Annotated in this window: 15 protein-coding genes; 8 read left to right on the forward strand and 7 right to left on the reverse strand. The window is 64.4% G+C overall.

Translation table 11 applies throughout. The annotated features are described in order from the left end of the window. The first annotated feature begins 8 nt into the window (after positions 1-8). From NKJ94_RS12660 to NKJ94_RS12690, 7 genes are read left to right on the forward strand one after another with little or no spacing between them, the layout of a single operon-like run. A complete protein-coding gene (locus tag NKJ94_RS12660) occupies positions 9-635 on the forward strand; it encodes a DUF4129 domain-containing protein (protein WP_352525365.1) in 627 nt (208 codons plus the stop codon). Then, positions 632-1,831: a DUF4350 domain-containing protein gene (locus NKJ94_RS12665; RefSeq protein WP_352525366.1), complete on the forward strand. Its 1,200-nt coding sequence runs from the start codon at positions 632-634 to the stop codon at positions 1,829-1,831. The genes NKJ94_RS12660 and NKJ94_RS12665 overlap by 4 nt, the downstream gene beginning before the upstream one ends. Next, positions 1,818-2,774: an AAA family ATPase gene (locus tag NKJ94_RS12670; protein WP_352525367.1), complete on the forward strand. Its 957-nt coding sequence runs from the start codon at positions 1,818-1,820 to the stop codon at positions 2,772-2,774. Before NKJ94_RS12665 ends, NKJ94_RS12670 begins: the two co-directional genes overlap by 14 nt. Positions 2,775-2,818: 44 nt before the next feature. Beyond that, positions 2,819-4,081, forward strand: a complete 1,263-nt coding sequence (locus tag NKJ94_RS12675) for a DUF58 domain-containing protein (protein ID WP_352525368.1) — start codon at positions 2,819-2,821, stop codon at positions 4,079-4,081. Further along, positions 4,078-5,109, forward strand: a complete 1,032-nt coding sequence (locus NKJ94_RS12680; RefSeq protein WP_352525370.1) for a stage II sporulation protein M — start codon at positions 4,078-4,080, stop codon at positions 5,107-5,109. Before NKJ94_RS12675 ends, NKJ94_RS12680 begins: the two co-directional genes overlap by 4 nt. After that, the gene (locus NKJ94_RS12685) at positions 5,096-5,962 is read left to right on the forward strand and encodes an RDD family protein (protein WP_352525372.1); all 867 of its coding nucleotides are present in this window, start codon (positions 5,096-5,098) and stop codon (positions 5,960-5,962) included. Before NKJ94_RS12680 ends, NKJ94_RS12685 begins: the two co-directional genes overlap by 14 nt. Positions 5,963-5,979: 17 nt before the next feature. Further along, the gene (locus NKJ94_RS12690; RefSeq protein ID WP_352525374.1) at positions 5,980-6,330 is read left to right on the forward strand and encodes a hypothetical protein; all 351 of its coding nucleotides are present in this window, start codon (positions 5,980-5,982) and stop codon (positions 6,328-6,330) included. A 40-nt stretch (positions 6,331-6,370) separates the two neighbouring features. Here NKJ94_RS12690 and NKJ94_RS12695 read toward each other — a convergent pair whose 3' ends face one another. Continuing rightward, positions 6,371-7,057 carry a D-lyxose/D-mannose family sugar isomerase gene (locus NKJ94_RS12695; protein WP_352525376.1) on the reverse strand — a complete coding sequence of 229 codons (687 nt, stop codon included), beginning with the start codon at positions 7,055-7,057 and terminating at the stop codon, positions 6,371-6,373. 145 nt (positions 7,058-7,202) lie between these two features. On the opposite strand from NKJ94_RS12695, the gene NKJ94_RS12700 reads away from it, so the two are divergent. Then, a complete protein-coding gene (locus NKJ94_RS12700; RefSeq protein WP_352525378.1) occupies positions 7,203-8,261 on the forward strand; it encodes a D-TA family PLP-dependent enzyme in 1,059 nt (352 codons plus the stop codon). A gap of 13 nt (positions 8,262-8,274) precedes the next feature. Here the strand turns inward: NKJ94_RS12700 and NKJ94_RS12705 are convergent, their stop codons facing one another. The 6 genes from NKJ94_RS12705 to hutG all read right to left on the reverse strand — a co-directional run bounded on the left by NKJ94_RS12705 (position 8,275) and on the right by hutG (position 23,397). Further along, entirely contained in the window at positions 8,275-9,030 is a 756-nt protein-coding gene (locus NKJ94_RS12705; protein ID WP_352525380.1) for a heme ABC transporter permease, read from the reverse strand. Between the two features lie 270 nt (positions 9,031-9,300). After that, positions 9,301-11,070, reverse strand: coding sequence for a glucan ABC transporter ATP-binding protein/ permease (locus NKJ94_RS12710; protein WP_352525382.1), 1,770 nt, complete (start codon positions 11,068-11,070; stop codon positions 9,301-9,303). Between the two features lie 364 nt (positions 11,071-11,434). Continuing rightward, positions 11,435-20,002, reverse strand: coding sequence for a glycoside hydrolase family 94 protein (locus NKJ94_RS12715; RefSeq protein ID WP_352525383.1), 8,568 nt, complete (start codon positions 20,000-20,002; stop codon positions 11,435-11,437). A gap of 267 nt (positions 20,003-20,269) precedes the next feature. Then, positions 20,270-20,857: a HutD/Ves family protein gene (locus tag NKJ94_RS12720; protein WP_352525385.1), complete on the reverse strand. Its 588-nt coding sequence runs from the start codon at positions 20,855-20,857 to the stop codon at positions 20,270-20,272. An 8-nt stretch (positions 20,858-20,865) separates the two neighbouring features. After that, the gene (gene hutU, locus NKJ94_RS12725) at positions 20,866-22,536 is read right to left on the reverse strand and encodes a urocanate hydratase (protein WP_352525386.1); all 1,671 of its coding nucleotides are present in this window, start codon (positions 22,534-22,536) and stop codon (positions 20,866-20,868) included. A gap of 42 nt (positions 22,537-22,578) precedes the next feature. After that, the gene (gene hutG / locus NKJ94_RS12730) at positions 22,579-23,397 is read right to left on the reverse strand and encodes an N-formylglutamate deformylase (protein WP_352525388.1); all 819 of its coding nucleotides are present in this window, start codon (positions 23,395-23,397) and stop codon (positions 22,579-22,581) included. Positions 23,398-23,622 lie beyond the last annotated feature (225 nt).

Genomic DNA, 23,622 nt, shown 5'->3' on the forward strand with positions numbered 1-23,622 from the left:
GGGTGGCGGTGGCACAGCCAGGCACAGCGGAAGCCGAATGGCTGACCAATCTGCACAAGCAGCTGATCGCGGATAGTTCGATCCAGTTCGATCTGCCGGCCTATGTGCCGCCCCGGCCGCCGGACTGGCTGAAGCCGCTGCTCGACCTTTTGTCGTGGCTCGGTCCTTACATGATCTATCTGTTCTGGGGCGCCGTGATATCAGGCGTCGCCATCATCCTGCTCCTGGTCTTCCTCGAGGTGAAAGGCATCGCCTGGCGCCTGCCGTGGCAGCGCGCGCGGCCCGAGGTCGAGGCCGAAGAGACCTGGCGTCCCGACGCCGGCGCCGCGCAGATCCTGCTGTCGGAAGCCGATGCGCTGGCGGCGCGCGGCGACTATGACGAAGCAGTTCACCTGCTGCTTCGGCGCAGCGTCGCCGATATTGCCGGCCGGCTGCCCGATTTCCTGCGCCCGTCGCTTACCGCGCGCGACATCGCCAGTGCCCCTTCCCTGCCGGCACGGGCGCGCAGCGCTTTTACCGAGATCGCCCGCATCGTCGAAGCCGCGCTGTTCGCGCGCCGGCCGGTCGGCGCGGAAGGCTGGCGGCAAGCACGCGGCGCCTATGAACGTTTTGCCTTCCGGGATGCCTGGACGTGAGCGCACCGGCGGTCGAGGCGCAGGAGCCGTTCAATCGAAAAACGCTGTTTTGGGGGATTTTCGCCAGCCTGCTTGCGGCAGCCGGTTTCTTCCTGCTGTCCACCTATGCCCCCGATTTCCGGCAACCCGGTAATGGCGGCGCCACGCCGCTGTCGAAAAGCGGCGTTGGCTACGCCGGTCTGGCGGAGTGGCTGCGGCTCACCGGCGAAGCGCCGGCCATGGCGCGGACCGAGGACGATCTCGGCACCGACATGCTGCTGATCGTCACCATCTCGCCCGACAGCGATCCGGAGGCGCTCGACCACATCGTAAAACTTCGCCAGGACCAGCACACCCTCTTCGTGCTGCCCAAATGGCAGATCCTGCCGCTGCAGGAGCACGAAGGATGGAACATGAAATTCGGGCGATTGCCCGGTTCGGTGGTGAACGAATGGCTTGGTCGGATCGCCGATGCAAAGATCGGTGCCGGCCAGAGTACGGCAAAGCAGCTCGACATCGAGGGCCGGCTCGTCAACGCCCCGGACGAATTGCAGTGGGTACCGGACGAACACCCGGTCATTGCAGCCGGGAAAGGCCAGGCCGTCCTGACCCAAGTGGGGAACAAGCAGTTCTATATCCTGACGGACCCCGATCTGATCAACAATGCCGCGCTCGGGGATCCCGACAAGGCGGCGGCCGCGCTCGATCTGATCTCGTGGCTGCAGCCCGACGACGGGCCGGTGATGTTCGATCTGACGCTGCACGGCGCGGGGCGGAAGTACGATCTGGCCAAGCTTCTGGTCGAGCCGCCGTTCCTGGCGCTGACATTGACGATCCTGATCGCTGCGGCGCTGGCGTTCCTGCATGGCCTTGGCCGGTTCGGCCCGCCGCGTGCCGATCAGCGCGCGATTGCTTTCGGCAAACGTGCGCTGGTCGATACGACGGCGATGCTCATGCGGCGCGCCGGCCGGCTGGACGAGCTGGGCGACCGCTATGCGGCCTTGATGCGGGTGCGCGCCGGCGCACTGCTCGGGGCACCGCAAGGATTGCAAGGCAAAGCGCTCGACCACTGGCTCGACTCTCGCGATAAGGAGCAAGTCGATGGATTTACGACGCGCTCGCAAGCCGCAGGCGAGGCGAAGAATTTGAACCAGATGCAACAGGCGGCAGAGCGGCTGCACGACTGGACGGCAAGGAGGCTCGGTGAACGTCGATGATGTGAAGGCCATGGCGACACGGATCAGGGGAGAAGTGGCCAAGGCGATTACCGGGCAGCACGATACGGTCGACCTGATGCTGATCGCCTTGTTTGCGGGCGGGCATATCCTGCTGGAAGGTCCTCCGGGCACGGCCAAGACAATGACCGCGCGCTGCTTCGCCCAGGCCCTCGGGGTGGCCTACGGGCGGATCCAGTTCACCCCGGACCTGATGCCCGGCGATATCGTCGGCTCGAACATCTACAACTTCCAGACCGGACAGTTCACGCTGACGCGCGGCCCGATCTTCTGCGATCTCCTGCTTGCCGACGAAATCAACCGCACGCCGCCCAAGACGCAAGCCGCATTGCTCGAGGCGATGCAGGAACATGCGGTTACGTTCGACGGTACCACGCATTCGCTCGGCCGCAATTTCATGGTCGTCGCGACCCAGAATCCGATCGAGCACCAGGGTGTCTATCCGCTGCCCGAGGCGCAGCTCGACCGCTTCCTGTTCAAGCACCGCGTCAGCTATCCCGGCCCCGAGGAAGAACGCGCCATCATCGTCCATCACGGCGGCGGCTCCGCCTCACATGACATCGCGCAATACGGCATCAAGGCACAGACGGACCGGGAGATGCTGCAGGAGGCACTTGCAACCGTCGGCTCCGTCACCCTTGTCGACGACGTCGTCGGCTACATTGCGGCCCTGGTACGCGCCACGCGTGAAAATGCCGATCTGGAAGTCGGGGCCAGTCCACGCGCCGGTGCCATGCTGGCACGGGCGGCGCGTGCCCGGGCGGCGCTGGACGGGCGCGCCTATGTGATCCCCGACGACGTCAAGGCACTGGCGGTGCCGGCGCTGCGCCATCGCGTCATCCTTTCGCCTGCCGCACAGATCGATGGCCGTCTGGTCGAGCAGATCGTCTCCGATCTGGTCGACCAGACGGAAGCACCACGTTGATCTATCCCAGCGGCCGAGCCGTATGGGCAGCCGCTGCCGGCGCAGTGCCGGCCTTCCTGGTCGCGCTGGCACTGCCGTCGTTCTGGTATCTTGGATTGCTGTGGGGTTGCCTGCTGCTTGCCTTCCTGGCGGTGGATGCCGCGGCGGGACGCGGGCGGGCATCGCTGAATGCCAGCATCGACGCGCCACAGCAGGTCGGGGTCGGCGGGCAGTTCAGCGCGCACGTCGCCGCCCGTTACTCAGGCCGGCCGCGCGCAATGGAGGCTCGCGTCGGGCACGATGCGCGCCTGGCGTCGGTGGGCGACAGCGGCGGGGCATTGCTGGCAACCGCCGGAGGCGGGTCGCTCGACCTCCGCTTCCAGGCGCTGCGGCGCGGCGTCGCCAGCTTCGACCGTCTTTGGCTGCGCTGGCGCGGGCCGTTCGGGCTGGTCTGGAACCAGGTCGTGCTGCCGGTGGAAAGCAAGGTAGCGGTGCTGCCCGACGTCAGCAGCGCCCGCGGCGAGGCGATCGCGCTGCTGCAGTATGCGGCCCTCGCCGAAGGCCATGCGCAGCGCCGCGCCGGTCAAGGCCGGGAGTTCGACGCGCTCAAGGATTACCAGCCCGGCATGGGCCGGCGAATGATCGACTGGAAGCGCAGCGCCCGCCACGGCAAGCTCCTGGCGCGCGAGTTCCGCATCGAGGAGAACAACAACATCGTGCTGGCCATCGATAGCGGACGCCTGATGTGCGAGCCGGTCGACGGGGTGCCGAAGGTGGACCGGGCGGTGACGGCCGCCTTGCTGTCGGCATTCATCGCGCTGAAGGGCGGCGACATGGTCAGCCTGTTCGGCTTCGATGCCCGGCCGCGCGTTTCGAGCGGCGCGGTGCGCGGCTCCGCCAGCTTTGCGATGATCCAGAAACGGGCCGCCGAGATCGACTATTCCAGCGAGGAGACCAATTTCACCCTGGCGCTGACGACGCTCGCGGCACGGCTCGACCGCCGTTCGCTGGTCATCATCTTCACCGATTTCGTCGATCCGATCAGCGCGGAATTGATGCTGCGGACCGTGGGCCGGCTCACCGAACGGCATCTGGTGCTGTTCATGATGATGAAGGACACCGAAGTGGAGGGCCTGGCCGACATGCCGCCACGCTCCGGCGAGGATGTTGCCCGCGCGGTCGTCGCCGGAGGGCTTTTGCGCGAAAGGCAGGTCGTCATCGGCCGGCTGCGGCTGCTTGGGGCGCATGTGATCGAAGCCGACCACAACCGGCTGGGCCCTGCGCTGGTCGAGCGTTACCTGCAATTCAAGCAGGAGGATTTGCTGTGACGGCGCCAGGACCCGGCAATGCTGTACGCGGCGACGCGGTACGCCAGTCGCTGGCCAGCTTCCGCCGGGAGCGCGAGGCCGACTGGAAAGCATTCGAGGCGCTGCTCGCGCGTGTCGAGAAGCGCGCGCCGCGGACGCTTTCCGAAGAGGAGCTGCTGTCGCTGCCGCTGCTCTATCGATCGGCATTATCTTCCCTTTCGGTGGCACGGGCGACGTCGCTCGACAACGCGCTGATCGGCTATCTCGAAGCGCTGTCGCTGCGAGGTTATTTCTATCTCTACGGCGCGCGTCGCGGGTTGCGGCAGCGGATTGCCGATTTCTTCCTGCACGACTGGCCCGGGGCCATTCGCGATCTGTGGCGCGAGACATTGGCGTCGGTCGTGCTGATGGTGATCGGCGTTGGTGCAGGCGCCTGGCTGGTGGCATCCGACAAGAGCTGGTTCGACGCGATCATCCCGTCCAGCCTGGCGGGGGGCCGCGGCCCCGATGCCTCGGCCGAACTGCTGCGCAGCATGCTTTATGATGGCGACAACGGCTTTCTCTCAGGCTTTGCCGCCTATCTGTTCACGCACAACGTCCAGGTCGCAATCCTGGCCTTCGCCCTTGGCTTTGCCTTCGCCGTGCCGACGGTACTGCTGATGCTGTTCAACGGCTGCATGATCGGCGCGTTGTTCGAAGTGTACTGGTCCAAGGGACTTGGCATGGAGCTCGGCGGGTGGCTGGCCATCCACGGCACCACCGAATTGTTCGCGATCGCTTTGGCCGGCGCGGCCGGGATGCGCATCGGCACCAGCATCGCCTTTCCCGGCGAATTGACACGCATGGCGGCAGCGGCTCGTGCCGGACGCATCGCCGCGAACGCCATGGTCGGCGTCTCGGTCATGCTGCTGTTTGCCGGGCTGCTCGAGGGCATCGGCAGGCAGACCATCACCAGCGACGTTACGCGCTATGCCATTGGCGGTGGCATGCTGGCGCTGTGGATCGGTTATTTCTATTTGTTCCGGGCGGTGCGGCATGGCGATCGTTAGACGCGCCGCCTTTGCGGCTATACGGCCGCTGATCACGCCCGAAGGCGTCGACCTTCGGATTAGGCTCGCCGACGCCGGCACGCGGGCTGCCGCCTTCCTCCTCGACGTCGTGTTCATCGCCGTGGCTGCAATCGTGATCACGATCGTCGCGCTGTTTGGGGTTGGAGGCCTTGGCAGCGAGGGATTTCAGCCACTCTTCGTCGTCTGGATTATCCTGATCTTCTTTCTGCGCAATGCCTACTTCATCATCTTCGAAGCGGGCCGGCGCGCGTCTACGCCCGGCAAGCGGATCGTCGGCATCCGGGTCGCGTCACGTAGCGGAGACGGCCTGTCGATCGACCAGGTCATCGCCCGCAACCTGATGCGCGAGATCGAGGTGTTCCTGCCGCTGTCGATCATCGTTGGACGCAGCGGGACCGACCTTGCCGACACGCTGACGACGGTGTTCGGCCTAGTGTGGACGCTGCTGTTTGCCTTGTTTCCGCTCTTCAATCGCGACCGCATGCGGATCGGCGACCTGTTGGCGGGGACCTGGGTGGTCGAGGCGCCGAAGCGCGCCTTGCTGGAAGATCTGTCGGCCCGGCAGGATGCGGGCTCTGGCGCGTTCCGGTTCAGCCACGCCCAGCTCGATGCCTATGGAATTGCCGAACTCCACAAGCTGGAGGAGGTGCTGCGCCGCGACGACTATTTCGCACTGCGGACCGTTGCCGAAACGATCGGACGCAAGATCGGCGCAGCGCCACAAGCCCATGACGCGCGCACATTCCTGACGGCGTATTATGGGGAGCTACGAGCCCATCTCGAGCGCAAGCTGCTGCTGGGCAACCGCAGGGCCGACAAGCATGCGCGGTAGACCGGAGGAGGGACGAGATGCAGGTCAAAATTAGCGCGACTGAGGAATCCAGGATAGATCGCGCAATTCAGGCGGCGGTCTCTGGGTCTTGGGAAGAATTCAGCAGCCTCACCGACACTCCCTTTCCAAACGACGAATCGATGCGAGAGCAATTCGACGATTCCTTCCCCCGACTTCAGCAAGCGGGAGGAAATTGGAAACGAGAAATGGGCGTTGAGATCCTGGATGACGGAGCGCGCTTAATAATAGCGAGAATAGAAGCGCCGCCCACGGTGGATATCGTTTTTTCACTGCACAGCACGAGCGAATTCAGTGACAGCACAATCGACATTCGGACATTTTTTCAGCAGCTGAATTGGGACTCCTAGCTATCAGCTCCGGCATTTCCAACCAGCGCTACCTCCTGCCCTACCCCACCCACTTCTCGTAGTCGGATACCAGCAGGTGCAGCGGCGCTGTGTCCTCGTCGATGTCCGCGAAGCGGCCGATCGGTTCGCGGAAGACATTGTCGGTGAGATCGTCGTTGACGGTCGAGACCTCGCCGATCAGCACGTCCTTGCCCTCGGCCCAGAAGGCATGCCAGACGCCAGGCAGCAAAGTGACGCTCTGGCCCGGGTCGAGCTTCAGGAGCCCACCCGCAGGCAGCCTGTGGATCGTTCCGTCGACAGGCACCGATACTTCGGCCTTCGGATCGATGCCGCCATCGCGATCGTGCATGAACAGCTCCAGCACCAGCTTGCCGCCGCCACGGTTGATGATGTCTTCGGCCTTGATGTTGTGGCGGTGCATCGGCGACAGCTGATCCTTGCGCGAGATCATGATCTTCTCGGCATAGAGCATGCCCATGCCCTTCTTCATGTCCTCGTAGCGGCCGTTGCGGACGGTGAACAGGAAGAGGCCGAGATCGTTGAACTTGCCCTGGCCGTAATCGGTGATGTCCCAGCCAAGCCGCGAGGAAAAGATCGCCGACGAATCCTGCCGGCGCGCCTTCATATCTTCCGGGGTCCAGTAGGCGAAGGGCGGCATGATGTAGCCGAACGAACGAATGAAGGCGTCGGCGTCGCGGATGATATCGTTGATGGCGGAGCGTTTCATGGTCGTGGTTCCTTCCCGTCGCGTTCCAAACGCTAACCGCATAGCCGAACGCCCATCCGGTGTCGATGCAAACTGCGGTCGCTGGCCCCATGACATGCGGTCCGATCAGGGCCATAAGGTCAACCAATTTTCCGATGGTGGGACCATGCGCAGCATAGACGACCTCGATACGCCGGCGATCCTGATCGATACCGGCCGCGCCGAAGCCAATATCGCGCGGGCGCAGGCCCATGCCGACCGGCACGGGCTGAAGCTCAGGCCGCACATCAAGACCCACAAGCTGCCCTACTGGGCAAAAAAGCAGGTCGCGGCCGGCGCCGTCGGCATCACCTGCCAGAAGATCGGCGAAGCCGAGGTCATGGCCGACGCCGGGCTGACCGACATTTTTCTGCCCTACAACATTCTGGGCAGAGCCAAGCTCGAGCGCTTGCTGGCGCTGCACCGGCGGGTGGCCCTGTCGGTGACGGCTGACAGCATGGAAACGCTTAACGGGCTCGCCGCAACCTTCAGCGATCCCGGCCACCGCCTGCCGGTGCTGGTGGAATGCGACACCGGCAGGGGCCGCTGCGGTGTGCAATCGGCCGGCGAAGCTGTCGCGCTGGCCAGGGAGATCGACAAGGCCACGGGGCTCGTCTTCGGCGGCCTGATGACCTACCCGGCGGCGGGCCGCGCCGCCGAGACCGAAGCCTGGCTTTCCTTGGCGCGCGATGTCCTTGCGGAGACAGGCCTAGCCTGCGAGTGCATCTCCAGCGGTGGCACGCCGGATATTTGGCGCTCGGGTCAGGACAGCGTCGTTACCGAGTACCGGCCCGGCACCTACATCTATCTCGACCGCTATCAGGTCGCCAAAGGCGTCGGCAGCCTCGACGACTGCGCGCTGACGGTGCTGTCGACGGTGGTCAGCCACCCGACGCCGACACGCGCCATTCTCGACGCCGGCAGCAAGGCCCTGTCCAGCGACACGCTGGGGCTCGCCGACTTCGGCGAGCTGCTGGGCATTCCCGGCGCGAAGGTGACCGGCCTCAGCGAAGAGCATGGCAATGTCACGCTGTCAGGCGACGCCAAGCTTCGCATCGGCGAGCGCGTGCGCGTCGTGCCCGACCATTGCTGCGTCGTCACCAATCTGTTCGACGAGGTGCATCTGATCGAAGGCGACAGGGTGCTGGAAACGTTGGCGGTGGCAGCACGCGGGCGTATGGCCTGATCCCGTCGGTTGGCTACCGTTCGGCTTGCCTCGCCGCGACGCGGCGCATCGAAATGACCCGGCGGCGCCGGATCTCGGTGCGCATCGCCATCAGATGCAGCGCGAAGAACAATACGGTGAAGCCGACCGCCATCACCAGCAACGGCCACAACAGGCTTGGATCGATGGTCGGCCCGCCGAGCCGGAACACTGAAGCCGGCTGATGCAGCGTGTTCCACCAGTCGACCGAGAATTTGATGATCGGGATGTTGATGAAGCCGACCAGGGTGATGATTGCCGCAGCCCAGGCGGCGCGCCCGGCATCGTCGAGCGCGCGGGTCAGCGCGATAATGCCGAGATACATCAGGAACAGGATGAAGACCGAGGTCAGCCGCGCATCCCACACCCACCAGGTGCCCCACATCGGCTTACCCCAGATCGAACCGGTGATCAGCGCAAGGGCGGTGAAGACGGCGCCGATGGGTGCCGCCGATTTCAACGCCACGTCGGCCAGCGGATGGCGCCAGACCAGCGTGCCCAGCGCCGAGACCGCCATCAGCGTGTAGCACATCATGGCAAGCCAGGCGAAAGGCACGTGGATATACATGATGCGCACGGTGATGCCCTGCTGGAAATCCTCAGGCGCCGTGAAGCTCATATAGAGACCGACAGCGAGGATGATGGCGGCCACGCTCGCCAGCCACGGCACGACCTTGTCGGCCAGCCCGACGAACCGCGTCGGGTTGGCAAGGTCCATCCAGCCGGAGAGGCGTGAAGTCGTGTCGCTCATGCGGCCTTACATAGACCGCCGGCGGAGTTGCGGCAACCACAGCGCCGAGACGCGTCTCTCCTTCTCCCCTTGTGGGAGAAGGTGGATCGGCGCGTTAGCGCCGAGCCGGATGAGGGGTGCTGGACGGAGTGAGGCGCCATGACCCTATCTGCCGTGCGCCTGAATCTCGATTTTGGATGGAGGTTGACGTCAAGCTGGAGCACCCCTCATCCAACCGAGCTTCGCTCGGCCACCTTCTCCCACAAGGGGAGAAGGAGAACCGCGCCACGCTCAGGCGGCTTCGTTCACCGGACGGCTGAGGCGGCGAACCTCCTCGTCGTTGAGCAGGCCGCCGGCGCGCAGCAGGCTGGCGAAGCGGCCATTGCGCAGCGACAGTTCGGTGAACCCGCCCATCTCGACCACCCGGCCCTTGTCCATGAACACGACCAGATCGGCGTCGCGAACGGTGGTCAGGCGGTGGGCGATGATGAAGGTGGTGCGGCCGCGCCGCAACTCGTCGATGGCTTCCTTGACGCGGTCTTCCGTCTCGACATCGAGCGCGCTGGTCGCCTCGTCGAGAACCAGGATGGGCGCGTCCTTCAGCACGGCGCGGGCAATTGCGATGCGCTGACGCTCGCCGCCGGACAGCTGTCCGCCGCGCTCGCCGACGACCGTGTCGTAGCCCTCGCTCTTCGACAGGATGAAATCCTGCGCGGCGGCGGCGTTGGCCGCGGCATGGACCTCGTCATAGGTCGCCTCGGCACGGCCGACGCGGATGTTGTCCTCGATCGAGCGGTTGAGCAGGCCGGCATCCTGGAACACGGTGGCGATCGAATGGCGCAGCGACTTGCGGGTCACCGTGCGGGTATCGATGCCGTCGATCAGGATGCGTCCGCCGGACGGGGCAAAGACGCGCTGCAAAAGGTTGATGAGCGTCGTCTTGCCGGCGCCCGTCGGGCCGACGATAGCGACGGTCTGACCGGCCTGGACCTCGAACGACGCGTCGTCGACGCCCTGCCCGGAATTGCCGAACTCGAAGCAGACATTCTCGAAACGCACATGGCCGGTGACGTTGACGAGGTCGCGCAGCCCGTCGGGCTCGGCGGCATCGGAAGCGGAGTCTTCGAGATGATAGAATTCCTCGAGCTTGGCGCGTGCCTCGGAAATCTGGTTGGCGAAAGCCGACATCTGGTCGAGCCGGGCAATCAGCAGCGTGGCAAAGCCGGTAAAGGCTATGACGTCGCCGATGCGCAACTGGCCGTGCGTCACCAGGTAGGCGCCAATCAGAAGCACCACCATCATCGAAATCGTCGACGACAGGCGATGCAGCGCGTTGGCCATTGCCCACCAGTCGAGCACCGGATTCTGCACATCGAGCAGATTCTTGACGTAGCGCTTCAGCGCCTCGGTCTCGTGGCCGATGCGGTTATAGCTCTGCAGGACGGCGACGTTGCTGACCGAGTCGGTCACATGCGCAAACACCTTGTGGTAGTGACGCTCCACGGCCGCCTGGCCTTCCTTGGTGCGCCGCATCACCAGCCGTCCGATGCCGACATAGAGCGCGCCAAGCGCCAGCAGCACCATCGACATGCGGATATCCATGCTGAGCGCCGTGGGCACCAGCAGAACCAACGCGACCGCTGTCGACAGGTGCTGCCTCATGAATTCGAGCCAGAGGCTGAACAGGGTCTCGACCGCCCGCAGAAGCGTATGCAGGGAATTGGAGGTGCCGCGCTGATGATGCCAGGCAAGCGGCATGGTGATCACGCGCTCGAACGACTGGCAAAGAACCTCGCTGCGCCGCTGGTGGGCAAAGCGATCGGCGCCGCGCGCCACCAGAACGAAGGCGACGATATTGAAAGCGCCGATGCCGGCCCACATTGCGAGCGTCGAGAACACCGAGCCGCGGTCCGAAATGGCATCGATCACCCGGCCGAACATGATCGGCTCGAGGATGGCGATAATGGCAAGCGTGACATTCGCCCCGCAGATAAACGCAACGCGTTTCCTGTCGGCGGCGAGATAACCGAGCGCTCGCCAGTAGATTTGCAGAAGTGACACTTCAGCTACTCCGCCAATTATTTATGGTGCAGTGCGTCATTTTTTGACTCGTACCGGTTGACGCATCGCAAAACAATGCTCGTCTACCTCTTCCGTTCCCAATCCGCGAACAAAAGATGACGACGCTTCGAAATTTGCCGTGATCGTCTAACAGTTTGAGATAAAAGGTGAAATGTCAGCGTTGCGGCAAAATCATGGCAGCTGGAAAGCACTGCCACAATTTTAATCAGTAAAAACCTTGAGCACGACATCCAAAGTCGAATGCAGGCATTCAGCAAGGTAAAATGCAAATATAATCGATAGAGAGACTTGGAGCGCCGTGCGTTCCCTGAGGAACCGCAAGGGACGCTCCAACCCCTTGAATCTAGGCCGGTATTCTGACGATCACCTCGGCATTGTCTCCGGCTTTTGGCTCGAAGGACGAAGATTTGGTCTTCGTGCCATTCACTTCAAGTGAGATGGCCCGGGCCTTTTTGTCGCGGACGACGCGTACCTTGATCTCGGCGCCCAGCATCTTCAGGGTCGCCGTATAGCCGTCCCAATGGCTGGGAAGTCTCGGCGTGAATTGAATGCGCTGTCCGCGGCGCTCTATGCCGAGAACGCTCTCGACCGCCGCGCGATAAAGCCAGCCCGCCGAACCGGTATACCAGGTCCAGCCGCCGCGGCCGCCCTTGTCTTGCCCGGAATAGACGTCGGCCGCGACGATGTAGGGTTCGACCCGATAGCGCTCTGCCGCGGCTTCATCGAGCGCATGGTTGACCGGGTTGAGCATCGAAAGGCAGCGGTAGGCATCGTCGGTGCGACCCATCTCGGCGAGCGCAATGACGAACCACGTCGCCGCGTGCGTGTATTGGCCGCCGTTTTCACGGACACCCGGCGGATAGCTCTTGATGTAGCCCGGGTCCCTTTCCGTCCTGGAGAAGGGCGGGGTGAACAGTTTGACGATCTTGAGCTCGTCGTCGACGAGCACTTTCATCGCCTGCCCCATTGCCGTCGTCGACCGCGCAGCGTCGCCCTCGCCCGAAAGCACGCTCCAGGACTGGGCGATCGAGTCGATCTTGCACTCGTCCGAATTGCGCGAGCCGAGCGGCGTGCCGTCGTCGAAGCTGCCGCGCCGATACCACTCGCCATCCCACGCCGTGCTTTCCAGCGCCCGCTTCAGCACCTCGGCGTGCTTCGTCCAGGCTTGCGCGCGCTTGGCGTCGCCCTGCGCCTTGGCGACAGCGGCAAAGTCGCCCAGCGTCTTCAGCAGGAACCAGCCCAGCCATACGCTCTCGCCCTTGCCGTGCTCGCCGACGCGGTTCATGCCGTCGTTCCAGTCGCCGCCCAGGATCAGCGGCAGCCCGGCCGGACTGCTGCGCTTGACGGCAAGATCGAGCGCTCGCGCGCAATGGTCATAGAGCGAGGCTGTCTTCTTCGAGATTTCCGGGATGAAGAAAGCATCGTGCTCGCCTTCGCCCAGCGCCTGCCCCTCGATGAAGGGCAGTTGCTCCTTCAGGATCGCGGTGTCGCCGGTCACCAGCATGTAGCGCGCCGTGGCGTGGGCCAGCCAGACCACGTCGTCCGAGATCATGGTGCGGACGCCTGCCTCGGTGCGCGGCAGCCACCAATGCTGCACGTCGCCTTCGGGAAATTGCCGCCGCGCCGCGTTGAGGATCTGATCACGCGCCAGCTGGGGGTCATGGGCCAGCAAGGCCAAGGTGTCCTGCAACTGATCGCGGAAGCCGAAGGCACCGCTCGCCTGATAGAACGCAGAGCGAGCACGGATGCGGCAGGCCAGGCTCTGATAGGGCAGCCAGTGATTGACCATGGCGTCGAGTGCCTTGTCCGGCGTCTCGACCTGGATGGTGTCGAGAAAGCCGCGCCATGTGCGCTCGTTGTCGGCCAGCCGCTGATCGAAATCCCTGGAGCGATGGGTCTGCACCAGTGCGCTGGCCTCCTCGGGCGAGGCTGCGTCGCCGAGCAGCCAGAGCAGCGTGACGTCGCCACCGGCAGCGATGTCGATGTCGCGTGCGATGGCCGCGCAGGGATCGTCGCCGGCCTCGACACGGCCCGACAGGCCGGCGCCGCTCAGCACGGCATGCGGAAACTCGCTGGTACCCAGCCTGCCAATGAATTCACCGCGGTCGGCGGTGACCGAATGCACGGCGCCGTCGGTGGCCAGGAAGGCGATCCGCTCGCCGAAATCGAGCCCATAGGGATTTTGCGCCAGCAATGCGCCGGTTGCGGCATCCCTGGACGGAACGATGCTTGCGGCGGTGCGCGAACGATGGCCGCCAAGAACCCACTCCGCATAGGCATAGACGCGCAGCCGCATCGGCACCGATCCCGAATTCTGGATGCGCAGCCGCGATATCTTCACCGGATCGACGGGATCGACGACATGGGTCAGGTCCATCGACAGCGGCCCGCGCTTTGAACGGAACGTCGAAAAACCCTGCCCGTGCCAGGTTTCGTAGGTCATTGTCGGGTCACGCACCATGGCGGCCAGCGGCGAGAACGCTTTGCCACTGGCGTGATCGTAGATGTAGATGCCCTCGCCCGGCCGGTTGGTGACCGGATCGTTCGACCATGGCGTCAATTGATAGTCGCGACTGTTGCGGCTCCAGGTGAAGGCAGCGCCTTCAGCCGAAATGTGGAACCCGAACGATGGGTTGGAGATGACGTTGATCCATGGCTGCGGCGTCGTACGCCGGCCGGCAAGACGCACGACGTAGTGGCGTCCGCCGCCATCGAAGCCGCCGAAACCGTTCCATTGGTCGAGCCCGCTGCCGTCGACGCGGCCCTCGATCAGTGCCTGGGCGGCAAACGCTTGCGCCGTCGGCACCGGCAAGGACGGCTCGCGAAGTGCTGCAAAGTCGGCCGGCTGAAGGGCGTCTCGCGCCTGCAGTGCCGCGGCCTCGGCGCGCTCGATCTGGTCGAAGATGGTGCCGTTGCGCGTATGCAGCACCACCCGGGCGACGGCGAGCAAGGTCTTGTAGGTCGTTTCCTCCATCAGGTCGCGGCGCACCGCGAAGATATGCTGGCGGGGTCCGAGTTCCTTGCCGCGCAACCGGCTGTTTTCGCAGAGCGTCTCGACCGCGCGCTGCAGGTCCTGGACGTAGGACGACGCTTGCTCGTTGACGACGACAAAATCGATCATCATGCCGCGGGCGCGCATGTATTCCTGGAAGCGAAGCGCCTGGGCGACGATCTCCAGATCGGCGACATCGGCGATCCTGACCAGGAAAATCGGAAAATCGCCGGATATGCTGGTCGGCCACAGACTGGACTGCCTGCCGAGGCCGGAGGCGATGGATTCGCCGGGAAGGCGCAGGAACGGATCGGGATAGATCAGATAGCGCGCCAGCTTCTGCACATTGGCGGCATCGGACAGGCTGAGGCCGAGGTGACGGGTCTGCACCTGCGAGCGCGTCCAGGCGAGCATCGCCTGGCGGGCGAAGCTTTCAGGATGGTCGAGCCGCGCGATGGCGGCGTCCAGCTCGGCGCGATCGGTGCCGACGACGGTCCAGAAGGTCAGCGAAATCTTCTTGTTGGCTGGCACACGCACCTGCCGGCGAAGCGAGGCGATCGGATCCAAGGTGAAACCGGAATGGCCGCCAAGCTTGGCGCCGGGATCAAAGGCAGCCGCGTCCGTGATGGTGCGGCCACGGCCGATGAAGGCGCGCCTGTCGGTTTCCGCTTCGGCGTCGCGCGCCGATCCAGACGGATCGGTGACGAAATGCACCATGGTGACGTCGGGTTCGTCCTTTTCGCGCTTGCGCCTCGTGGCGAAGATTGCGCCGTTGTTCGGCGCGATCTCGGTTTCCACGAACATCTTCGAAAAGGCCGGATGGGCATTGTCCGACGGCTCGGAGCCCAACACCAGTTCGGCAAATGAAGTCACTTCGATGTGGCGGTCGGCAGCGCCGTCATTGTAGAGCGTCACCCGCCGGCCCTCGCCATTGCCTTCCGAGATGACGATGCACTCGACCTCCGAACGCAGCGACCCTACCGATTTGACGAAGCTCGCCTTGTCGTCGGAAAACAGCGTCTGCACGCGCTCGTCGGCGGCACGCTTCGGCTCGGCTGTGGCCGACCACCAGTCGCCATTGCTGGCGTCGCGCAGGAAGATATAGGAGCCAAGGCGGTCCTCGGTCGGATCCGGCTGCCAGCGCGTGACGGCAAGTTCGCCCCAGCGGCTGTAGCCCGAACCGGTGGCAGTGGCCATGACCGAGTAGCGGCCGTTGGACATGACACTGGTCGAGCGCAGCGCCCTGAGCGGATCGAGCACAATGCGCGTATCCGGGCTCTCGAGCTCGGTCTCGTCCTTCGAGCGCTCGTCGGCCTCGGTCCTGACGGTCGCGGTCGGGATGTCGCGCGGCGCCCTTTCCTGCAGCAGCAATTCGGCCGACTCGATCACCGGATCGCTGTGGAAGCGATCGCGCAGGCGCCCCTCGAAGATCGCATCGGCAACGGCGGCGATCGACATGCCGGAGTGGTGGGCCATGTAGTTCAGCACGACGGCGTGGTCGGTGCCTTCGGGGACGCGCTGCGGCGTGAAATCCACCGCGTCGTAAAAACCATGCCGGCCAAGTGCGCCCAGCCGCCTCAGCCTGGCTAGGTTCTGCACGGATTCGCGTGGCGTGAACTGCGCTGCCAGCACGGTCGCGTAAGGCGCGATCACCGTGTTTTGGCCAAGACCGCGCTTCAGGCCGAGCCCGGGCACGCCGAAATTGGTGTACTGATAGGTCAGTTCGCGGTCGCGGGCGTTGTAGGCCGCTTCCGAAATCCCCCAAGGAACGTTCTTCGAACGGCCATACTGGATCTGGCGCTTGATGATGAGCTTGCTGGTCTGGTTGAGAATGCTGCCTTGCGGCTCCTTCATCACCAGCGGCGGCATCAGATATTCGAACATCGAGCCGGACCAGGACATCAGTGCGCCCTGGAAGCCGATCTCGACGATCGGCCGGCCGAGCCGGAACCAGTGCTCGGTCGGCAAATCGCCCTTGGCGATGGCGAACAGGCTGGTCAGCCGCGCCTCGGAGGCCAAAAGGTCGTAGCAGCTTTCGTCGAGCTGATGCTCCTCGACCCGGTAACCGATCGACAAGAGCTTGCGTTCGGGCCGCATCAGGAACGAGAAATCCATCTCGAAGGCGAAACGGCGAGTGCGCTCGCGCAAGGTCAGAAGCTTGGCCCGCAATGCCGCGACGGCGTTTTCGTCGCTGTGCGCGTCGTGCACATGCGCCTCGCAGGTGGCTTCGAGCCTGGCCGCCCAATCGGCGATCGTGTCGCTCTGGGTCGATGCGGCCTCGGTGTGGATGGCTGTCGCGAGCTTGCGTATCTCGCCGGCCAGGACGGCCAGGTTGATAGTGCGGATCGACGCCATCTCTGGCTGCGCCTTGATCAAATCCACCGCCCGCCGCATGCCGTCGAGACGGTCGGCGAGCCGCTGGCGCAAGGGCCGCAATTGACGCCGGTCGTCGGGCAGTTCCTCAAGGCTTTCGTCGAGGATGGTGACGGTGTCGAGGATGCCTTCGAAGTCGCCCTGCACATGGACCGACGGTGCTTCCGCCCATTCGGCGCAGGCAGCGGCTACGGCCACCAAGTGCCCGGCGAGATTGCCGCTGTCGACGGCCGAAATGTAGAGTGGATAGAGCGGCTTCAACGTCGTGGTGTCGTACCAGTTGAAGAGATGGCCGCGGTCGCGCGGCATGCTCTCGATGGTCGACATGGTCGCGTCGATGCGGTTGACGGCGTCGGAGAGGCTGATCCAGCCGAAATCGCGTGCCGAAATCACGGACAGGAGGTAGACGCCGATATTGGTCGGCGAGGTGCGGGGCGCCACCACGGGGGCCGGGCTCTCCTGGAAATTATCCGGCGGCAGATGGTGATGCTCGGCCGTCACGAAGGTCTCGAAATAATGCCATGTACGCCGCGCCACGGTGCGCAGCGCGTGAATGTCGGCCGCCGATATGCGCAGGCGGTCCTCGGTTTCGGCCGAACGGCTGATCCAGCAGGCGATGGCGGGCGAGCCGATCCAGAACAAGGCGAAGAAGAAGGCGACGAAGGCCCCGGTGGAATCGGCCAGCACCGGGACCGCGAGGCCGACGACGCCGATGATCACCGCCCCGTACATGATGCTGTAATAGGAGCCGAGATCGTTGTCGCCGCCCTTGTGTGCCTGCGAGGCGGTGCGCCATTCGAGCAGGTTCTGGCGGCTGACGAACAGGCGGTAGAGCGTGCGGATGACCGCGTCGCCCATCATCCAGGCAAGGTGCGCCATCAGCACGATCTTCAGTGCCACCAGGGCGGTACCGAAGGCAACGTCGCGCGCCAATGCCGAGAAATGGCCGCGCGGCGTCTGGTCGCCGCTCTTCGGCAGGATGGCGTTGACGATGTCGAAAGTGGGCGCCATGAACAGCGTAAGGATCAGCAGCGCCTGCCATTGCGCGGCCTGCGTGAAGGGCAGCAGCGTCCAGCCGGCGATCGCGGCCATCACCCAGAAGATCGGCGTCAGCGAGCGGCGCAGATTGTCGACCATCTTCCAGCGCGACAGCGCCGGCACGCTTGAGCGCGGGCCGAGGATGAAGCCCAGAAGCTGCCAGTCGCCGCGTGCCCAGCGATGGTGGCGCGATGCGTCGACCGAATAGCGGGTCGGATAGTCCTCGACCAGTTCGACGTCGGTGACCAAAGCCGATCGCGCCAGCGCGCCTTCGAGCAGATCGTGGCTGAGGATGGTGTTTTCCTCGATACGGCCCTTCAGCGCCGCCTCGAAGGCATCGACATGGTAGAGACCTTTGCCGGTGAAGGAGCCGTCGCCGAAGATGTCCTGGTAGAGGTCCGAGACGGCGAAGACGTACGGATCGAGCCCGCGATTGGCGGAAAACACGCGCTGGAAGAACGATGCCTCGTCGCCACTGGTCAGCGACGCGGTGATGCGCGGCTGCAGGATGGAATAGCCTGCCGTAACCTCGCGCCGTGCCGCGTCGAAATGCGGACGGTTGAGCGGGTGGCAAAGCTTGCCGACCAGCGCAGCGACGGCGTCGCGGGTGGTGCGGGTGTCGGCGTCCAGCGTCATCACGTGGACGACGTTCTCCGGCAATGGCATTTCCAGTGGCAGGAAGGTGGTGTCGCTGTCGCCGCGCAGCAGAAGGTTCAACTCGTGCAGCTTGCCGCGCTTGCGCTCCCAACCCATCCAGACGCCTTGCGACGCGTTGTAGAGCCGGCGCCGATGCAGCAGATAAAAGCGCGGCGCGCCTTCCGAGGGATAGCGGGCGTTCAGCCTGGCGATTTCGGCGCGGGCGAATTCGAGGATTTCGACATCCGCCGTATCGATCTCGGTCTTGCTGTCCGGCCAGTCGGAAAGCAGCGCGAAATAGATCTCACCCGCCGTGTTGGCAAGGTGATGCACTTCGATGTTGCGGATGTTCTCCTCGACATCGTCGCGCGAGCCGATCAGCGACGGCACCACCACCAGCGTGCGCGCCTCGGACGGCACCCCGTGCCTGAAATCATAGCCGATGAGACGCGTAGGCTTCAAAAACAGCGAGACGACGGTGTTGAAGAATGCGAGCGCGCCTTCGCTGGCCGGCACCGCGAACAGGGCCAGCATCAAGACGATAGGTGGCACCGACAGGCCGAGATTGGCGAGCGCATTGCCGGAAACGACCAGAAGCAGGACCGTCAGCGCAAACACCGGCACGACGATGCCCAGCCATCCGGTCTTGCGGAACGTCCGGTTGATCGTCTTGCCGATGGTCGGCCGGTAGCCGATCGACCGCTCGAGCTCCGTCCGGCGCGGGCCGACCAGAAAGAAGCCGACGTCGGTGTGAGCGATCGGACCAGTTTCGGAGCCCGGTGCATCGGCAGCATGGCCGGCGAGTTCGATCGCCCTTTCGGCAACGCGAAATTCGGAAAGATCGGAACGGCGTGCCAGCTCCTCGATCGCAGTCCGATATTGGTCACGCGAAAAGAAATCGAGCGCCGCAAAATCGGTGCGCTCGCGCAGCAAGGTGTCGATGCGGCTGACGCCCTCGAACCACACCGTCCAGTCGATGTCGTTGATGAGGCGCAGGCCACGGATGATGTTGCCGGTGGTCACATTGCCGCTGGACAGCGTGCGGTGCTCGCTGAGGATGATTTCCTCGGCGTCGGAGCCGGTCCTTTCAAGTTCGCCCTCCAGCCATTCCAGCGCCCTGCCGGCATTTTGCGAGCCGTCGCGCAGCCGGTAGAGCAACTGGGTGGCGAAGGTGGTGTCCTGCGCATGGGCGCTGTAGCTGGAAAGTATCGCCTGCCGGTCGGCGCTGTCGTCCGTCGCCAGCACACGGTCGGCGACCTCGTTGGCGATCTGGCGCAACTCCCGCGTGCGATTGACGCGGACCGCGATCCGGCGAAGATTCTCGATCAGGACGAAGCGCAGCAGCGACGGCAGCGCCCATAGTTCGCCGATCTTCAGCGGCTCGACGGACTGGAAGCCTTCGACGATCGCCTTGAACATGGCCGACGAGACGGAACTGTCGGAATGGGCGACATAGGTCCATGCGACCGCCAGTGCGCGCGGCACGCTGGATCCGTCGGACAGTTTCAGCGTCGGTAACTGGCGGTAGAAGCGGCGCGGCAGGTCGCGCTTGACCTGGAAAATGGTCTCCTCGACCAGGTAGTTGTTGTCGAGCAGCCACTGTGCCGCAGGCGTGATCGTTTCGCCCCTCGCCTGTGCGGCGTTGGTGGAACGGTAGACATCGAGAATCTTCTTGGCGCTGTCGCGGATGCGCGCCTGAAAATCGAAAGGCGTCAGACCGAACAAATCCTTGGCATCGCCATTGGCAAGGGCTGAGCCCAACGCTCGCAGCCGATCTTCCGGCAGGAAATTGGAGCGTATCGGCTCGTCGGTGACAGCTGGGAAGCTGGCGCTCGTCTTTTCGATCTGTGCGAGATTGGTCTGGATATTCATCTAAGGTTCCGTGTTGGGGACGCAGTGCGGCGTCACCGCCACGGCAATGTCCCTAAAACCGGTCCAAATGCAATTGGTTGCATCGCAACACTTGGCCGAAAGTTTGTTTCCGCACTACGACAAGGTGTCGTCTTTCGACAACTTCCAGGCGAGCACTCCGAGCATCGTTTCGGCTTCTGATCGGCGGAAGATTCAGGCTTTTTCGTGATGCCGGGACCAGCTTACGCGATATTTGGCCGGCATCGCGATCATGTTTGGAAACAGGCGTTAATCGTTGCCGGCAATGCGGTCGATGCGGATCACGAACAGCATCGCCGGCCGGACGGGGTCCAGACGCAGTTCCGGTGCTTCCAGTCCGAGCAACAATGTATCGAGCGGCCCCAGTTGCGCGGGTGCCGCGCCGGCCACCCTGAACCCGCCGTCGACGCACAGGATGAGCGTCGCATCGGCGTCAGCCCGGATTTCCGTCGGAGCCGAAATCAGAAGGCGCTCGACCGTGTGGATCGCCCGGGCGCGGCGGGTCATGACGTTAAGATCGGTGATCGGACCGGCGATCAGCGTGGCTTGCGTCGGCACGTCGGCCGGAAAGGCAAGCGGTGCGGAAGCCTTGGTGACTTCGACCGGCAGCCGGCCGGCGATATCGAGGACCATGCCCTCGCCTTCCAGCACGGCCAAGGTCCGGTCGATGCCGGCAAAGCCGGAGAACGGCCCGCTGTCCTCGACGCGCGCCATCGAGACGCGCCAGTCGAAATCATCGAGTCCGGCGCCTGACGGCGAAACGGCAATCTCCGTCGTCACCCCGCCGCCATTCTTCCACGGCATTGACCGGTATTCGGCTGCCCGAAGGATGTGCAAGGCGCGGCTCAGCCCAATATGCCGGGCAGGTTGAGCTGGTTCTCCCTGGCGCACTCGATCGCGATGTCGTAGCCGGCATCGGCGTGGCGCATGACGCCGGTTGCCGGGTCGTTCCACAAGACCCGTTCCAGGCGCTTGGCCGCTTCGCGCGTGCCGTCGGCGACGATGACCATGCCGGCATGCTGCGAGAAGCCCATGCCGACGCCGCCGCCATGGTGCAACGATACCCAGGTGGCGCCGGAAGCGGTGTTGAGCAGGGCGTTGAGCAGCGGCCAGTCGGAGACGGCATCCGAGCCGTCCTTCATCGATTCCGTCTCGCGGTTCGGCGAGGCGACCGAGCCGGAATCGAGGTGGTCGCGACCGATGACCACCGGCGCCTTCAGTTCGCCCGTGGCGACCATCTCGTTGAAGGCGAGGCCGAGCCGGTGGCGGTCGCCAAGGCCGACCCAGCAGATGCGCGCCGGCAGCCCCTGGAAGGCGATACGCTCACGCGCCATGTCGAGCCAATTGTGCAGATGGGTATTGCCGGGCGTCAGCTCGCGCACCTTGGCGTCGGTCTTGTAGATATCCTCGGGATCGCCGGAAAGTGCTGCCCAGCGGAACGGGCCGATGCCGCGGCAAAACAGCGGACGGATATAGGCCGGCACGAAGCCCGGGAAGGCAAAGGCGTTCTCGAACCCCTCCTCCTTCGCCACCTGGCGGATGTTGTTGCCGTAGTCGAGCGTCGGCACGCCGGCGTTCCAGAACGCCACCATCGCCTCGACATGCTCGCGCATCGACGCGCGGGCAGCTCTTTCAACGGCCTTCGGGTCGGACGTCCGTTTCTCGCGCCATTCGGCCAGCGACCAGCCCTTGGGCAAATAACCATTGAGCGGATCATGCGCCGAGGTCTGGTCGGTGACGATGTCGGGGCGCACGCCGCGCCGCACCAGTTCCGGCACGATGTCGGCGGTGTTGCCGACCAGGCCGACCGATTTTGCCTCGCCGGCTTTGGTCCAGCGCCCGATCTTTTCCAGAGCCTCGTCGAGCGTGTCGGCACGCTCATCGACATAACGGGTGCGCAGCCGGAAATCGATGCGGTCGGGATCGCATTCTACTGCCAAGCAGCAGGCGCCGGCCATGACCGCGGCCAGCGGCTGGGCGCCGCCCATGCCGCCGAGGCCGCCGGTCAGGATCCATTTGCCCTTGAGATTGCCGCCGTAATGCTGGCGGCCGGCCTCGACGAAGGTCTCGTAGGTGCCCTGCACGATGCCTTGCGTGCCGATGTATATCCACGAGCCGGCCGTCATCTGACCGTACATCATCAGGCCCTTCTTATCGAGCTCGTTGAATTTCTCCCATGTCGCCCAGTGTGGCACGAGGTTCGAATTGGCGATCAGCACGCGCGGCGCATCAGGATGAGTGCGGAACACGCCGACCGGCTTGCCGGATTGCACCAAAAGCGTCTCGTCGTCTCCAAGCGTCTTCAGGGAGGCAACGATGCGATCGAAATCGTTCCAGGTGCGCGCCGCCCGGCCGATGCCGCCATAAACGACTAGTTCATTGGGGTTTTCGGCGACGTCGGGGTCAAGATTGTTCATCAGCATGCGCAACGGCGCTTCCGTCAGCCAGGTGCGGGCATTGAGCTCGCTGCCGCGCGGGCTGCGCACTTCACGAATGTTGTGGCGAGGATCGGTCATGGCGTCATTGTCCCTTTCGAATGAGGTGCGCGGCAGCGCGCATCAGCGCTCGGTCCAGTCGATCGCGGTTTCCAGGATCTTCTTCAGCGTGACGCGGATCGGGGTCGCGAATTCGGCGTCGTAAGGCACCGGCCAATTGTCGGGTACGCCCTTGCCTTCGGGCTCGCGCAGATAGCCACGGTTGGAGAGTTCCATCTGCAGCGCGTGGACGCCGTTTTGCGGCCGGCCGAAATGGCGCGTGATCCAGCCGCCCTTGAAGCGGCCGTTGACCACGAAGCTCTCGTCGGTTGACGCCAGAATCTGCGTAACTTTCTCCTGCAGCGTCGGATCGGCGCTCTTGCCGTCATTGGTGCCGAGATTGAAGACCGGCAATGTGCCTTCGAACAGGCGCGGCAGCACCGAGCGGATCGAATGGCAGTCGTAGACGACGATCTTTCCATGCAGGGCGCGCAGCCTGTCGATCTCGGCCTGCAGGGCGGCATGATAGGGTACGAAGAATTTTGCGCGGCGTTCGTCGATCTCCGACGGTCCCGGCTCTTCACCCTCGCGGTAGAGCGGATCGCCGTCGAAAGTCTCGGTCGGGCATAGGCCGGTCGTTGTCTGGCCGGGATAGAGCGAGGCGCCGGACGGATCGCGGTTGACGTCGATGACGGTGCGCGAGATCGCCGTATGCACGACGGTCGCGCCGAGGCTCTCGGCGAAATCATAGAGCTTGTCGATCCACCAGTCGGCATCGCGGCGGCCGATCCAGGTCGAGACCAGCCGGTTGTCGAGGCCGGCCAGATCGATGCCGGTATGCGGGATCGAGACCAGCAGCGGCGCCGTGCCACGCGTTACCGTGAGCCAGGAAGGCACGGTCATAGAAGATTCTCCTGCGTTGGAGCTCTACGGCGCTCCCCTCTGCCCTGCCGGGCATCTCCCCCACGAGGGGGGAGATTGCCAGCTGCGGCGCCTCGCTCGGTCCTGCAACGATGGAGATTGGCGAAAGCCGAGACGACGGCCAATCTCCCCCCTCGTGGGGGAGATGCCCGGCAGGACAGAGGGGGGCGCGAAGGAACGCGACCTTGCGCACCGACCCCGGGAATA

It is taken from the genome of Mesorhizobium sp. M0060, assembly GCF_040323155.1.
GTDB lineage: Bacteria > Pseudomonadota > Alphaproteobacteria > Rhizobiales > Rhizobiaceae > Mesorhizobium.

What these genes read in the sequence shown, in the direction of transcription:
- NKJ94_RS12700 (WP_352525378.1), top strand. Translation starts at nt 7,203, where the DNA reads ATGCGCAGCATAGACGACCTCGATACGCCGGCGATCCTGATCGATACC.
- hutU (WP_352525386.1), bottom strand. Translation starts at nt 22,536, where the DNA reads ATGACCGATCCTCGCCACAACATTCGTGAAGTGCGCAGCCCGCGCGGC.
- NKJ94_RS12685 (WP_352525372.1), top strand. Translation starts at nt 5,096, where the DNA reads ATGGCGATCGTTAGACGCGCCGCCTTTGCGGCTATACGGCCGCTGATC.
- NKJ94_RS12705 (WP_352525380.1), bottom strand. Translation starts at nt 9,030, where the DNA reads ATGAGCGACACGACTTCACGCCTCTCCGGCTGGATGGACCTTGCCAAC.
- hutG (WP_352525388.1), bottom strand. Translation starts at nt 23,397, where the DNA reads ATGACCGTGCCTTCCTGGCTCACGGTAACGCGTGGCACGGCGCCGCTG.
- NKJ94_RS12695 (WP_352525376.1), bottom strand. Translation starts at nt 7,057, where the DNA reads ATGAAACGCTCCGCCATCAACGATATCATCCGCGACGCCGACGCCTTC.
- NKJ94_RS12715 (WP_352525383.1), bottom strand. Translation starts at nt 20,002, where the DNA reads ATGAATATCCAGACCAATCTCGCACAGATCGAAAAGACGAGCGCCAGC.
- NKJ94_RS12690 (WP_352525374.1), top strand. Translation starts at nt 5,980, where the DNA reads ATGCAGGTCAAAATTAGCGCGACTGAGGAATCCAGGATAGATCGCGCA.